The organism is Aerosakkonema funiforme FACHB-1375, assembly GCF_014696265.1.
GTDB classification, from domain to species: Bacteria; Cyanobacteriota; Cyanobacteriia; order Cyanobacteriales; family Aerosakkonemataceae; genus Aerosakkonema; species Aerosakkonema funiforme_A.
This window is the reverse complement of record NZ_JACJPW010000095.1, coordinates 1-14,333: the sequence shown is the minus strand read 5'-3', so window position 1 is coordinate 14,333 and position 14,333 is coordinate 1. Positions and strand designations below refer to the sequence as shown.

Below are 14,333 nucleotides of genomic sequence, written 5' to 3'. Positions count from 1 at the left end.
TCACAGGGGAAAAAGTGGGGAAAATTACCAGGAAATAAAATAAGTATTCGTACTTACTTTACCCTAATATTCCCCCGAATTTCCCCAGCCTTTCTTATGAGCAATAATACCTAAAATCTGACTTGAGCCGAGCGAATAAAAACGAGAGATATCGGAGATAAGGAAAACCAAGGCAAAAAACGCACGCTTTTCGCCAAAAAATCCTTGAAAAACCTTGATAAACCTGGGGTTTCCTGCTATTTCCTTACAGGAATAAATACTTAAAAAAGTCATAACTCGGAAACATAATACCAAGCCAGCGCTTAATATTTTGTTAATTTTGTAGCATTAATAGCTACAAGTTGTAATTAAATCTAATAAAAAGCTTAAGCTGTCTTTATCCCTCCTTGTGCGGTTGGGTTTCCGCACAAGGAGGGAGAGCATCGATTATTATCTGAATACTAAAAAGTCATTTTGTGATCACAATACCATTGCTTGCTACTACCAACGAAGCGTCTTTTTTAGTCGATTCCTTTGACTGTCATTGTTGTGGTTTTATGTGGCTGGGTGTGGCTGGATGTGGCTTTTCGTGTTCTTAGGTGCTGGCATTGCTACTTTGGGATGAACGGGTTGCCACAATTAACCACATCAAACCACACTTATCCCCACCAGTCCTCATGCAGCCACAAGTCAGGCTGACCCGAAATTCGTTATTTTTAGGGTTTTCGTTCGAGTGAGTAAGTTTAAAGTTTTTCTAGAATTTTTGAGAGGCTATGTAGTGGATAACTGCACTCAAACCGAGCGGTAAAGGAATATTAAGTCAATAACGAGTGCTGGCAAGCTGCAACCGAATGGTACTCTTGATTCTGGATCGAGGTAAGAGGTCAAATCTTCAAGGCGAATTTGTACGGACAATACCATTGCTTGCTACTAAAGATGAAGCATCATTCTCAGCCATGAGAGCTAACTGCTTTTCTAATGCCATTTCATGCAAATTCGTGCAGTTTCATGCAGTTTCATGCAAAAGAGTGCAACAGTTTACTGAATGAAGAAGAAGCGATTTACTCATAGAATTGCACAAAACTGCATGAAACTGCATGAAACTGCAAAAAATGGCACATTGAATTGACCCCAAACTCATTAATTTTGAAGTTTTTGGAGCCGTCAGGTACGTTAAAGACTTCCTTGATAATTTCTGGCCGAGCCTTGGGCAAATTGCTTTCCTCCAGTTGAAAAGGTAACAGCAGTCTGCAAGCTCGCGCAGTTCTTCAGGATGTGACAAATTCCCCCCTTTCCTCAATCCCTAACCGAGACGTTCAGGTATGCTTCCACCCCTTCACCATTAACAACCAGCGTTTCGTCAAAATAAACTTTTTCCAAATGCCGCACCAGTTTCCGCTTGTCCACCTTATCTAATTCCTCATCCGCCTTCACCGCTTCAATCAGGTAGCAAGCCCGCAGTGCTTTTAGAATCATCTGCTTTCGTTGGGTTGGTTTTAACTTTTTGAGATAGCGAAACAGGGGAGCATCTTTACTACCCGGTTTAGTCCGATAGCGAAAAGACAGTTCGATTAAGTCGCGCTCAGTCATTTGGAAAATCTAAAACTCGACAAAAAAATTTCTCAGTTTCAAAAACTAATTTTTTGAGTATATTTGCTTAGTGCAAAAATACCCACAATTTACCTACTTTTGACACGATTTTGGGGACACTTACCAAAAAAGTGGCGTTTTTTGACTAATTGTACGTACTACAACCCAGTTTTAGCCCTCGTTCTCCAGATAGAAAAACGCCACTTTTTTATCCTCAGTCTCCACTTTTTCCCCACGTTGGCACAAAAAATGGCAAAAAAATGGCACTCTTCCTGATAAAATACGCATATTAGCTCAAATCGCCCTGCAAGCCGATTACGCTTGTAACACCCACCGCTGCGTTACGATCGCGGTGGGGAGCAAGCCATGCCGCCGTTTATACATTTTGCACTAATTTGACGATGGTCGCGGCGGCAGGCTTGCCAGAAGGGAGTACCCCTCTGGACACCCCCAGCACAGTAAAAATTTAAAATTCACGCATTTAAAATTCACGCATTCAAAAGGGGGTAGTTTTGAATTGTGATGCAACGTTCTAAGACAGTTATCATTCGGCTGACACAGAAAGAGCGAGAATTAGCCGAAGTAAAAGCAGTCTCAGCAGGACTTTCTTTAAGCGAATTGTTTCGGGCTAGCACCCTCAAGCGACGACTACCTCGCAAAGTAACGCACATCGCTGCCGACACTTACCGGGAATTAGCCAAAATCGGCGTAAACTTAAACCAACTAACCAAAGCCGCTAACGCGGCAATAAAGCTGGGCCAAACCCCACCTGCCAATCCCGAACTGCTGGAGAACTTAGAAACTCTACTCAAAAAAGTCAGACGCGAACTGGTCGAAATTGATGTAGTGGCAGACTTGGAGGATGCGGATGATTGGGAAGCAAGTTAAGGGCAGGGGTTTTCGGGGAGTATTGAACTACCTGTTCGATAAAGAAGGGGCAGAACTGATTGACGGTAACATGGTTGGTGAAAACCCCCGCGAATTAGCTGCCGAATTTCGCTTTTCCAGGGCATTAAATCCCAGAGTGGAACGGGTGGTTTACCATGCTTCTTTGTCAGTGCCAGCCCGCGAAAAGTTGGATAATGACAAGTGGAGAGAGATAGCCCTTGACTATCTCAACGGTATGGGCTTCGATGATAATCAGTATATTGTCGTTCGTCATGCCGATCGCACTCACGACCACATCCATATTGTTGCCAGTAGAATCAAGTTAACTGGGGAATGCGTGCATGACGGTTGGGACTACAGGCGTTCGGAACAACTGATTCGTCAGCTAGAACGAGATTATCAGTTAGAAGCAGTGCAGCCCAGTTGGGAGAAAGGGCGTAGGAGTCCCACTACTGGAGAATGGCGACGACTACAGCGCACTGGGGAAGAAAGCGTGCGGGAGAAGTTGCAAGATTATATCGATGAAGCGGCTACAAATTGTCCTGCGATGCCGCAATTGATTAACCGACTAAAAGATGAAGGAATTGATGTTAGGGTTGGTTACACGCGCACTGGAAAAAATAAAGGGATTTCCTATCAGTTAGATGGCATTGCAATTAGCGGTACTCATTTGGGTAGGGAGTATACTTTTCCAGGGCTTCAGAAATATAAAGGTATCAGTTATAGTAGAGAACAAGATAGGGCTATTCAAAGAGCTAGCAATCGTCAACCAGCAGATGTCGAAGAGGTACAGCGGCAACGTACTAGAATTGTGGCGCGAATTGTTAATAATTACCTGCATCATATTGGTGAAAACGGATATCAAGGTAAGCAGTATACGGCTGGTTGGGATGAGGATGAATTGGTGCTGGTGAGGAATAGCGACAATCAGCAATTAATGAGAGCGATGTGTAAGGATGATGGCTGGTCAGCGGTTGAGCGCAATAGGCTTACCGTTCAAGACGTGCAGTTCTTTCAACGATGGCAGCAGTTGCTAATTGAAACACGAGAAAGAGAGCAATTGGAACTGGAACGAAAGCAGTCACAACGTGGGTTTGAGTTGTCACTTTGAGTTTTAGAGAAATGAAGGCATCATGCGTGGCACTATAATTTAACGGGTGTCAACTGCATAAAATACCCAGAGCTAAACTTCCTACTACTCAGCAAGGTGCATGACCAATCCCCAGACTGAATTCGATTCCCCTTGGAAAGATATCCTACAACGATATTTTGAGGAATTTATATTATTCTTTTTCCCACAAGCTCACGAACAAATTGATTGGACTAGCACCCCGGAGTTTCTGGACAAGGAACTGCAACAGGTGGTGCGGGATGCGGAACTGGGACGGCGACTGGCCGATAAACTGGTAAAGATTTATCTTAAAAGTGGTTCTCTAGCTTGGGTTTTAATTCATATAGAAGTCCAAAGCCAGGAAGAATCCGACTTTGCCGAAAGGATGTTCAGTTATCATTATCGCATCTACGATCGCTACAAGAGATCGGTAGCTTCTCTAGCCGTGCTGGGTGACGAGCGAAAAAACTGGCGACCCAATCAATTTGGCTATGAATTATTTGGATGTTCAATCGGATTCAGGTTTCCGGTAGTGAAGTTGCTAGACTACCGACAACAGTGGTCGGCGTTAGAAGAAAGCCGCAACCCCTTTGCTACCGTAGTAATGGCCCACTTGAAAGCGATTGAAACCCGCGAAAATAGAAATCAGCGTAAAGAATGGAAACTGTCTCTAACCAGACGGTTGTACGAACTCCGGTTTGAACAGGAAGATGTCATTAATTTATTCCAGTTTATAGACTGGGTAATGAGCCTCCCACAAGAATTAGAGCAACTGTTTTGGCAGGAAGTGATTCAATTAGAAGAGGAAAGGCGTATGCCATACATCACGAGCGTTGAGCGAATCGGAATTCAAAAGGGTATTCAGCAGGGGATTGAGCAAAGCCAGCAGCTTCTGAGACAGATACTCCTAGAAAGCATTGAACTGGGGTTAGAGTTGAAATTTGGCAGCGAGGGATTAAACTTGTTGCCAGAAATTTCCCTTCTAATAGATATAGAGCAGTTGAGAGCAGTTCAAGCGGGACTGAGAACGGTGAGTTCCGTGGAAGAGTTGCGTCAGATTTATCAACCCGCAACCGAGTCAGCACCCCCGGCTGAAGCACGGGGGCTTCATGCCTCCGATTCAGATAGCTGACCAGCCTTAGTAATCATGACTACGTTCAGAGCAAGAGTTAAAGTTCCTACCTTGAGTTGCGTAGCTAGACTCAAGCCCTAGAACCAAAACGTTAAACATCTCGGTTGGGGTTAAGGAAGTGCGTTTTGGATGCGTACCGACTCTGAACATTGGCGAAGCTAACGTTACGAGAAATCAGGAGAGACACAACAATGTCTAACTTTGTTCTAGTTATAGATACCAACCGTAAACCACTCAACCCCTGTACCCCTGGAGTGGCTAGAAGTTTACTCAAATCAGGAAAAGCAAAAGTATTTCGACGGTTTCCCTTTACAATAGTTTTGAATAAAGCTGTTGATGATAAACCGATACCAATGCAACTGAAACTAGATCCAGGGTCAAAAGTAACTGGAATTGCCTTACTCCAAGGAGAAAAAGTGGTTTTTGGTGCAGAAATTATCCATCGCGGACAGCAAATTAAGGATGCTCTTGAGTCACGTAGAGCATTAAGAAGAGGGCGTCGTAACCGTAAAACCAGATACCGCCAGCCTCGTTTTCTTAACCGTAATCGTCCTGATGGATGGCTAGCCCCCAGTCTTCAGCATCGAGTTGAAACAATCCTGACTTGGGTAAATCGATTGCGTCGATATACCCCCATAGAAGGGATTTCCCAAGAACTTGTGCGATTTGACTTACAGCATATCGAAAACCCAGAAATATCAGGTATTGAGTACCAGCAAGGAACGTTATTTGGTTACGAAGTTCGGGAATATTTATTAGCTAAGTGGTCGCGAAAATGCGCTTACTGTGGTAAGGAAAATGTACTTTTACAAATTGAACACATTCACCCCAAAGCTAAAGGAGGTACAAACCGAATTTCTAATCTATGCCTAGCTTGTGAACCTTGCAATATTAAGAAAGGAACTCAGGATATTGAGGCTTTCTTGAAAAAGAAGCCGGATGTCTTAAAAAGAGTGTTGGCTCAAGCTAAACGTCCGTTAAAAGATGCCGCAGCAGTCAATTCAACCCGATGGGCTTTGTTTAATAGACTCAAACAAACTGGCTTACCTGTTAAGGTAGCCAGCGGAGGTAAAACCAAGTTTAACCGATGTCGGTTAGAGCTACCTAAAACGCACTGGCTGGATGCAGCTTGTGTGGGTAATGTCGAACAATTAGATGTTAAAACGATACAACCGCTATTAATCAAAGCTATGGGGCATGGAACTCGTCAGATGTGCGGCACGGATAAATACGGTTTCCCAATTCGTCATCGGTCTAGAACTCAAATTCATCAGGGGTTTCAAACAGGCGATATTGTCAAAGCCGTTGTTACAAGTGGCAAGAAAATTGGCACTTATATTGGGCGCGTTCTTTGTCGAGCATCTGGTAGTTTTGATATTGCTACTAAAGATGGTCGAGTACAAGGAATTAGCCATAAATACTGTCAAGCAATTCACCGAAAGGATGGATATGCTTATTCTTGGTGACAAATGCACAGCGAATAAATTCGCTCGTGTCGTGTTTCATCCCCCGGTAAAAACGCGGGGGCTTCCACACTTCCCGGAGGTTTTAGGTGAGTGAATTTTGGGTTGGGTATCCTCGACGAGCGTGCAAGCCCCAATGGAAAATTTTCCATTGAGTTATGTCACTCACTTGACACACAATTTACTACAACAGTTGTCACTTGAAGGATAAAATGGCACGCTGTGCCATTTTATCCTTCAAATAGAGGAGTGCCATTTTATGCTTCCAGCTTACGACGCTTGTAACGCACAGAAATAGCACGACACAAATCAGGAAAATATTTAGACAAATCCCCAGGATCGTATCCGATTTCCAAAGCCACCTGCCGCATCGTTTTGGGTGGACTCTGTTGCAGCGCCGCTTCCAACAAACCTTGAACTCGTGCAAAATCAAAAGGTCGGTACTTTTTCCGCATCGATTGATGTTCCGGTAGCGGTATTAAACTCACAGGTTCATCAAGAACCACTTCCCCAGTCAAGAACTTAAGTAACGGCACCTGTAGACAGTAACAAAGCCTAAAGAGCAAATCCAATTGTGGCAGAGCATTCCCCCTTCGCCACTCCCCCGGCACAGAAGCCGAATAATATAACTTGTCAGCAAAAGCTTTCGCATTTCCCCCAGTCACAGCATCAATACACAACTTCATCCCACGGGCAATATTCTCTCTCGGTGGAGGAGACGCAAAAGTTGGGGCTGCCACTAACAATTGGGCCAGATTCTTCACCACAAAAGCTTGCCAGACTTCCTCCTCTTTGTCTAACATTTCCCTTGAGCATTCTGTTTTTCCCAACCACTGGTGGCATCTCGAACAGAAGCCAGGACGTGAATTCCACTCCAACCAATACAATGACCGATAACAATAAGGACATTGATGTTGCAGTCGTTGTTGATGACGCACACAAACTGTGACTAATTTCAGCGACCAAAGCAAAGGTTCGTGAAGAACAATCCCTAACTTTTCCCATTCCTCATAACAAGCTGGACACCAAGCCTTATAAGGACGGAGTAATCCTCGGTGAGATAAAACTTGATGACAACTTAACAGAGTCAACAAATGAAGATGATGTTGTTTTGTTAGTGAACAGACAGCGACAGAACAATTAAAAGCCATCACACCCAAACCATTCCAAGCACCTGTATCTGTGCCAAAAGCTCTCCAAAAAGAATGAGATATCCTTGGCACATCTTTGTCAGTAAATTGGCTAATTATCGGAGTGACATACTTTCCAAGCAAAATCCCAGTTGGTACTTGATGAATAGCTGCCAATCTCGCGACATAGCTAGTTAAACTTTCCACATCAGAAGTCCCTACGCCCCAAGGTGCAAGAGGATAAAGGCAGCTACGTTCAGGAATGTCTGGTAGAAAAGTTTTTCTACGCTGATGGAGAGTGAATCTATTAACTGACATTTTGAGTCCCTCCAATAACATCCCGATGGGGATTGCGCTCGCCAGGGTTTCTCTTCTTTCGAGAAGTCTTAGAAGTTTGAGCAGAATTAGCCATATTATCTGGAGATGCTTCTTTAGCTATCGGTGAAGAGATTGCGGTCAATCCTAACTTTTGGCGCAGCTTAATTAATTCTGTTTCATCCTCAATCAAAGCCTTCTCACCTTCGATAGCCTCAGTAATCATTTGCATACATTTAGATACAGAGGGAGCATAAGGTTTGAGATGAACGAGAGTAAGAGTAGAAGCTTCCGCATCTAAGGCTTTTCTTAAAGCTTGAGTCAGCCAATCCTTAACAATACCTACACATCCGATACTACGTTCATAAAAATATTCCCAATGCAACTCCAAATCAGGTTCTTCTGGCAAAGGCATCTGACAAGCAAAGCTCTTGAGTACCCGTTTGAAATCTATAATATCTTCCGCATATTCAACCTGGTAACGCTGAAAGTGGATATCGATGCTGCGTCGGCTCAATTGAGCGCTCAGATTCCGAAATTCCAATAGTTCATAAGTGCCAAACAATCCATGTAGAGTATTTGTCATACCAGCCATTGACACAATAGCATCCATTTGGTCTTGCAGTCGTCGCCCGCTCGCCATTTTAGTAAATCGCTGTGCTTCATCAACTAGAAAAGCGATTAACTGGCGCTGACTCATCGTGTATTCTACGTCTTCTCTAATTGAGGATAGGTTGGCTTTTGATTTGGCTAAATGTTGTTCTTTTCCACTGCCATAAGTTCGGCTGCTTCTAGTTTTCAATTTGTATTCAACAAATGGGTCAGCCAGCGCTACTAAGACGCTCTTGTAGTAATCTTTCCAATCAAAATTCCCCAATTCTGGAGAGTGGGCTTCTACAGTAGCGACGGGAATGAAACCAGGGTCTAGTGCCATTGCTAATAAATTCTGCTCTATTAGGACTTTCATTACCTGATACAGGAGCGTGGTTTTTCCCACACCTGTCGGCCCAAATAAAAAGACTAATGCTGCGCCTCCGGGATTAGTTATCGCTTCTACAAAATTATCATAAGCTTCTTTTAATCGGCGATGTACAACTGTACAATCAGAGAAGTAAGCTAGTCTTTCTGATTTGGATGCTTGTAAAAGTTCACGAGGAAACCGGGGTAGAGTTGTCATTACCAAAACTCATCGTAAGGTTGAATTTCTGAATCACTAGATGTATCTGGAGTTGCCGAATAATCTATTTCTGCTTTGAATGGGATGGCATTGTGTAATTGAGTAGGAATGGGTACTCTTTCTGGGGTTAGATTGTGCAAAGAAGTTTCCATAGTTGATAAAACATCTTTAGCTTCTGCATCCCGCAAGCGCTGCAACAGGACAGCTTCAGTTGCTTGTGTACTTGCTAAAAATTCTGCCAGCGCTTTGGCATTAATACTAAAATTTTGGGAGTGATTTTTGTACTGTTTTCGTAGTTCCTCCGAAGCAGCTATAATTTCTCTTTCTGAACGACCGTGAAAACTGCTGTAATGCTGCGAAATACAGCTTACCCACTGTCCCTTGACATAAGCGTAAGCACAGGAGGCATCAAAGGGGTCATAACGTACAGGTACTTGGGTTTTTTCGACTGTCCGACTGCGGAAACTATTGTGCCAATAGTAAATATGATTTATCTTTACGCCTTGATTTGGGATAACTTTGGCTGTTCCTTTGGTAGTGGTGGGTAGGGTAAGAATGCGGAAGGTTTCGTCGTAAGAGATTAATTTTTGGGGGCGATTTCCTGAAAGGATTAACCCTTCTTCATAAGCGATGCGCGGGCTTTTTCCTAAAGCAGGATGCTCTTTATTATCATAAAATTCATAAGCCCAATCGCACAGGTTTTGATACAAACTACCGAGCGTCCAAACTGCTTGGTTTCGAGGATTAACTGCTTTCGTAACTTGGCGGTTTTGACGAGTGATTTGAGTGTTTCCTTGAAGGTTATGAATGAACATAGTGTTGGCAGTTCCGAACAGCCGTTCGCAGACGGAACCAAACCTGGGTTTAGCAGCAGGACGGGTTTTTTTGGTGCATTCATAAGCTGCAAGGAGTCTTTCAAAGTATACGCTCATGAATTCTTTTGCACCATCTACTACTACTGACTGCGGTAAGCGAGAATGACGGCGAACGCATTCACGCATTACCATCATGCAACTGCGATAGCTGGGTGGGTCAAAGGTGAGGTAGATGGCTAAAATTCGGCGGGAATAAGCGTCGGTTAAAAAGGTAGCCCAAGGGCGACCGAGGTTTACAGATGTACGAGAACTGATTAGTTCAATATCTAGTTCTGTGTGGTCAATGTGGCAAATTTCAAAGGGTCTGTCTCCATGTCTGGGAGTGGTTAGTTCTAATTCCCAGTGGAAGGTTTCGTGCTTGTATGCAGCGCGATGTCCCTGGCGTTTGGTAATTTGTTCTTGTTGTGGGCGCAATTGTGTGGCGAGGGCAAATGTTTTATAGCTGGGTGCTAAAATTCCTTGTTCTGAACAAGCTTTTTGGAAGCTGCTATAAGATGCTAGTTTACCTTTTTGTTTGAGGGTTTCGTAATCATTAGCAATGAATTCTTCTAGTAAGTTCACGGTGGCTGGGGGTAGTTTAGTTCGGCGGTTTCCTCGGAGATGGCTTTTTGGTAATAAACCCATGTAGCCTGAACCATATAAGGTTTCTGCTTTTCGCCATTGGTTAACCCAGCGATAAAATGTTCGCTTTGGTACTGATTCAAAGCTGGGGGCTGAACCTTGTAAGTAGGGGGCGATAATCTGATAGCGCCGATTTGCTTCTGTACAATCTTTCTCACTAGCGCTAGTTAGGATGTCGTTGAGATGATTGTTGACTGTTAGAGATGCTTTGGGCAGGGGCAATTCTTCTGTTTGGATTAATTGGGTTTTTCTCTCGTGGCGTTGAAAATTTTTACTGGTGAGGATGTCAGGGAAAATTTGTATTCTTTCGGGTTGAGAAGCTAAGGGGGCAATTTGTAAATCGGCGTAAACTTTTTCGCTAGCGATTAGTGCGTATATGTCATCTGGTTTGATACCTTGGTTGAAAAGTTCTGCTAATGTTATGCCAGGTATTGCTGATATTAGTGCTGTTATTTTTTGGGTGGTTTGTTCGTTTTGAGGATATGAGTCTGTGCGAAAGTAGTCTTCTAAGAATAAGAGATTGCGTTGTAGGTTCCAGTTAATTTCGGCTCCCGAACGGACGCGATAATACAGTCCGAAATTTTGGGCGTGTGTTTCACCTGGGGGACATCGCCAGCTACCGTCTGGTTGTTTCTGATAGCGATTTGGCATTTGTGTCCCTAATCGTTCTAATTCTTCTGCTGTTTTCCATTCTTCCCAACCACAAGTGTGGATGCGGATGACGAAGAAATCTGGGGTATGTAAGACTCCGATTTGACGACCGTTTTTGGCTTCGTAAAGCAGTTTGAAGGGCGGGGGTTGGTCGTAGTATTCGAGAACTGATGAGTCATATTCCATTTCATAGATGGCTGCTAGCTCGTTGCGGTGGCTCTCGAATTGGATGGTTAACCCCATTTTGCGGCTGGGGTAGCGACCGCTGACGTTTCCCGCACGGCTGTGGACTCGCCGCGATGGTGGCGAGTTGCGGATGTGAGCAATTTGTTGGATTGTCTGTTCAGTTAGCGCCAAGTTTTGACACCACTGAACAAACTGGTCGTAGCTCAGCATCGGGGCTGATTCTCCCTATTGCTGGCGAACTGGGATTGGGATATCTCTATTCAACCACGGTTTTGGCAACTTTGTGCCATTTTATGTTTCTAGCTGTTTTGTAATCACTGGGTTAAGGTAACGAAGGAATCAGCATTCCCGCATTTCTCACAAACTGATTTGAAAAGCTAATTTGGGGATGAAAAGTTGAACTTTTTGAAAAACAAGAGATATGGAAACAGTCGCTAGAGAAAAATGTAATCTAAAATCACCAAACAGTTACTAAATCGTCAGTAAAATCAGCTTAATTCAAAAAACTACTCATCAGAAAATAGACTGCATATATAGTCAGTCATTGACGAGCTATTTAGTTGAGCAAGTTACCGTCAAAAAATCAACCAGTATCCTGAATTCCTTGAATTCTAAAGTAAGCAATAGACAAAATATCTTGACAGGGGCAAGCACTGGTAATCGCCATTAAAATTCGTCTAGCACTCACAGTAATTCTCGCTCCCAACTTCAGGAAATTCAGACGAATTGTGCCGACGGTTGCTTGAGAAAAAGAAGTTTTAGATAAACAACGATGACGAAAAGCTTGCATTAAAACATAAGCTATTGATGAGAACCAAAGTCTTAATTGATTACTTTGGAATGTTTGAGTTGAAGTGCGGTCAGCGAATAAATCTAATTGTTGTTCTTTCAGGCGATTTTCCATCTCTCCTCTCGGACAATATTTATCTGTATAAAGCTCTGATGGAGTAATTTTGGCCGCAGGTAAAGAAGTAACAACATGACGAATTTTTAAGCCTTCACTCCCATAACAAACTTTCGTCACAACTCTTCTAAGACGACTCCATGATTTTTCTGTTTGATAACATAAAGAACGATACCAAGTTGAACTAGGAACTAACGTTCTGACTACTTCTAAATCTTCATTTTTCTCAAAAAGGCTTTCCATCAATTCAACAATCGGTTCAAGTTTTCTAGAATATTCATTTTTAGCTTTCTCAATTGTCTGGTTAGCTCTTAACTTTAATTGGCGATTAGTTGCCATAGCTATCGCATATTCAACGCCATCTTGTTCTTCGCAGAAATTAAAGATTTCTTCTCGCGCATAAGCACTATCGCCGCGCACTAGAATCTGAGTAGTTGGCCATTCTTTTCTGATTAATCCAATCACTCTTTGTAATTCTTCTAATGCTCCTTCTGCCGGATCTACATTAGAAGGACGGAGCTTAGCTACTAATAAATGATGCCCACAAAAAATATATAATGGAGCGTAACAAACTCCTTGATAATAAGTATTGAAAAAAGCTCCCTCTTGATTGCCATGTACTCGATCGTCTGTGACATCCATATCTAAAATAATATGAGAAGGAGGCTTTTGATAAGACTGTAAAAAGATGTCAACAAACAGGTTTTCGATCTTCTTCGGGTCATGTTCAATCCGATGATAACGGCTATTTTCTTGATTGAGAATAGTTTCGGGACAATACTCTAGTCGATTAATTGTACTTTTTCCAGCCAAACTTCTTTGATTTGAGTCTAATTTGTCAAGTTTTTCTAGGGCTATGGCTAAAGCTGCATCATCACGTAATTTGTCGTGGTCATTGACATCTTCATAACCTAATACGAGTCCATAAATTCTTTGAGTGACTAATTGCTCAACCGAATAATCTATATAAGATGAATTTCTATAATCTTGAAAACATTTGGAAAATCGCTGGCTAATTTTCAACTTTTTGTCTAATTCTGCTATTAAGATAATCCCGGCATTTGAAGTAATTCTTCCTCCCGAAAAATTAGCGATGATTTCTTTGCCTTTAACTTTTCCTAAATTGAATTGCTTACAGGCTTTTTCTTGAGAATTGGGAGTCATAAGCTGAGGAATATTTGATTTTTCACTCCTCAATTATAGCAGATTTATTCGCCTAATAATTGATGATTAAATTATTTAATTATTATCAAAAATTCACGGTTAATCTTTGATTTCCTCCCCCTCTAATTCCTGATAATTTTGAATTGCTACCGATTCACACACTGTTGGATGTGGAAACTGGGTATTTGCACGCTGAAACTATTATCCAGTAAGGCTTTGGCGGTTGGCGATCGCAAATTTTGTGAGAAATGCGGGCATTCTCCGCTCCCAGAGCGTGCCATTTTATCCTTCCAGCTTAGTGCCATTTTATCGGTGAAGTGGCAACAGTGCCAACTGACTGCTTGCACCGACGCGAAGCCGAAAAAAGCACCTAAAAAAAGTAGGTAATTTTGTGCATTTTTTACCTACTTTTTCCTATTATTTCCTACTTATCCCTATTATTTCCTTTTTATTCCTACTTTCGAGCCAAATTTTTAAACTTAATTGCGAATAATTCTCGCTTTTGGAGGGATTTTCTGCACATCCGCACCTACTCATTTTAGTCGCTTTTCAGGAGCAAGCCATGTCAATTGTACGCACAAATGAAACTATGTTATAAATTATACAAAAAATCTTTTTTAGCCGACTAGATGTTTGCTAGATTGCTTAAAACGATCGCTCTGCTAAAAGTTGTAGTAAAGCAAGGAGTTGTTGAGAATGTGGATGTTGTGCATCAAATTCGTATACCAAGTCTTCACCATTCTCCTCAACATAAATATTATTGCACTGCCAACAAACAGATCCTTGTACTAGCAGTTTATTCCCCATGTAGAAGCGTAACCCGAACGGCGGAATGTGGCAGCGCATTTGTTCGTCGGGCGGGAGTTGCCGCCATAAACGTGCAATTTGTTGTGCAGTTTCTCCTTTGACACGAACGTATGGAGCATCCTTGGCTATTCTCATGTACCCGCCAACCCCATTAGGTTGAAGACCCTTTAAGTCAACAAGTTCAACTGCATCAACGTAAGGTAGCTGGCTTGGCTCATAATCCATATCTAGTAACGGGGTAAAGCCGAGATACGTGCAAAATAGGACAAGACGTAAAGTTTTGTAAAGTTAATCGGAAATGACTAAAATCAGGAAAGCCTGAAGTGCTTGCTAATTAAGG

Annotated in this window: 11 protein-coding genes; 4 read left to right on the top strand and 7 right to left on the bottom strand. The window is 42.5% G+C overall.

The window, feature by feature from the left end; all coding sequences use genetic code 11:
- Positions 1–1,275: 1,275 nt before the first annotated feature.
- Positions 1,276–1,569, bottom strand: a complete 294-nt coding sequence (locus H6G03_RS27925) for a hypothetical protein (protein WP_190471914.1) — start codon at positions 1,567–1,569, stop codon at positions 1,276–1,278.
- Positions 1,570–2,091: 522 nt separating this feature from the next.
- Between H6G03_RS27925 and H6G03_RS27920 the strand changes: the two genes are divergently transcribed.
- From H6G03_RS27920 to iscB, 4 genes are all read left to right on the top strand, one after another.
- The gene (locus H6G03_RS27920) at positions 2,092–2,457 is read left to right on the top strand and encodes a plasmid mobilization protein (RefSeq protein WP_190471912.1); all 366 of its coding nucleotides are present in this window, start codon (positions 2,092–2,094) and stop codon (positions 2,455–2,457) included.
- Entirely contained in the window at positions 2,438–3,568 is a 1,131-nt protein-coding gene (locus tag H6G03_RS27915; protein ID WP_190471909.1) for a relaxase/mobilization nuclease domain-containing protein, read from the top strand. Before H6G03_RS27920 ends, H6G03_RS27915 begins: the two co-directional genes overlap by 20 nt.
- A gap of 100 nt (positions 3,569–3,668) precedes the next feature.
- Entirely contained in the window at positions 3,669–4,700 is a 1,032-nt protein-coding gene (locus H6G03_RS27910; RefSeq protein WP_190471905.1) for an RpnC/YadD family protein, read from the top strand.
- Positions 4,701–4,891: 191 nt separating this feature from the next.
- Entirely contained in the window at positions 4,892–6,166 is a 1,275-nt protein-coding gene (gene iscB, locus H6G03_RS27905) for an RNA-guided endonuclease IscB (protein WP_190471902.1), read from the top strand.
- Between the two features lie 254 nt (positions 6,167–6,420).
- Here iscB and H6G03_RS27900 read toward each other — a convergent pair whose 3' ends face one another.
- The 6 genes from H6G03_RS27900 to H6G03_RS27880 form a co-directional block, all read right to left on the bottom strand.
- The gene (locus tag H6G03_RS27900) at positions 6,421–7,611 is read right to left on the bottom strand and encodes a TniQ family protein (RefSeq protein WP_190471899.1); all 1,191 of its coding nucleotides are present in this window, start codon (positions 7,609–7,611) and stop codon (positions 6,421–6,423) included.
- Positions 7,601–8,785 (bottom strand): ATP-binding protein, encoded by a 1,185-nt coding sequence (locus H6G03_RS27895; RefSeq protein ID WP_190471894.1) that lies wholly within the window; start codon positions 8,783–8,785, stop codon positions 7,601–7,603. Before H6G03_RS27895 ends, H6G03_RS27900 begins: the two co-directional genes overlap by 11 nt.
- The gene (locus tag H6G03_RS27890; RefSeq protein ID WP_190471891.1) at positions 8,785–11,328 is read right to left on the bottom strand and encodes a Mu transposase C-terminal domain-containing protein; all 2,544 of its coding nucleotides are present in this window, start codon (positions 11,326–11,328) and stop codon (positions 8,785–8,787) included. Before H6G03_RS27890 ends, H6G03_RS27895 begins: the two co-directional genes overlap by 1 nt.
- A 373-nt stretch (positions 11,329–11,701) precedes the next feature.
- The gene (locus tag H6G03_RS27885) at positions 11,702–13,186 is read right to left on the bottom strand and encodes an IS1380 family transposase (protein WP_190471888.1); all 1,485 of its coding nucleotides are present in this window, start codon (positions 13,184–13,186) and stop codon (positions 11,702–11,704) included.
- Between the two features lie 146 nt (positions 13,187–13,332).
- A complete protein-coding gene (locus tag H6G03_RS39000) occupies positions 13,333–13,467 on the bottom strand; it encodes a hypothetical protein (protein WP_255512291.1) in 135 nt (44 codons plus the stop codon).
- A 364-nt stretch (positions 13,468–13,831) separates the two neighbouring features.
- Positions 13,832–14,218 carry a hypothetical protein gene (locus tag H6G03_RS27880; protein ID WP_190471882.1) on the bottom strand — a complete coding sequence of 129 codons (387 nt, stop codon included), beginning with the start codon at positions 14,216–14,218 and terminating at the stop codon, positions 13,832–13,834.
- Positions 14,219–14,333: the final 115 nt, after the last annotated feature.

What these genes read in the sequence shown, in the direction of transcription:
- H6G03_RS27925 (WP_190471914.1), bottom strand. Translation starts at nt 1,569, where the DNA reads ATGACTGAGCGCGACTTAATCGAACTGTCTTTTCGCTATCGGACTAAA.
- H6G03_RS27920 (WP_190471912.1), top strand. Translation starts at nt 2,092, where the DNA reads ATGCAACGTTCTAAGACAGTTATCATTCGGCTGACACAGAAAGAGCGA.
- H6G03_RS27915 (WP_190471909.1), top strand. Translation starts at nt 2,438, where the DNA reads ATGATTGGGAAGCAAGTTAAGGGCAGGGGTTTTCGGGGAGTATTGAAC.
- H6G03_RS27910 (WP_190471905.1), top strand. Translation starts at nt 3,669, where the DNA reads ATGACCAATCCCCAGACTGAATTCGATTCCCCTTGGAAAGATATCCTA.
- iscB (WP_190471902.1), top strand. Translation starts at nt 4,892, where the DNA reads ATGTCTAACTTTGTTCTAGTTATAGATACCAACCGTAAACCACTCAAC.
- H6G03_RS27900 (WP_190471899.1), bottom strand. Translation starts at nt 7,611, where the DNA reads ATGTCAGTTAATAGATTCACTCTCCATCAGCGTAGAAAAACTTTTCTA.
- H6G03_RS27895 (WP_190471894.1), bottom strand. Translation starts at nt 8,785, where the DNA reads ATGACAACTCTACCCCGGTTTCCTCGTGAACTTTTACAAGCATCCAAA.
- H6G03_RS27890 (WP_190471891.1), bottom strand. Translation starts at nt 11,328, where the DNA reads ATGCTGAGCTACGACCAGTTTGTTCAGTGGTGTCAAAACTTGGCGCTA.
- H6G03_RS27885 (WP_190471888.1), bottom strand. Translation starts at nt 13,186, where the DNA reads ATGACTCCCAATTCTCAAGAAAAAGCCTGTAAGCAATTCAATTTAGGA.
- H6G03_RS39000 (WP_255512291.1), bottom strand. Translation starts at nt 13,467, where the DNA reads ATGGCACGCTCTGGGAGCGGAGAATGCCCGCATTTCTCACAAAATTTG.
- H6G03_RS27880 (WP_190471882.1), bottom strand. Translation starts at nt 14,218, where the DNA reads ATGGATTATGAGCCAAGCCAGCTACCTTACGTTGATGCAGTTGAACTT.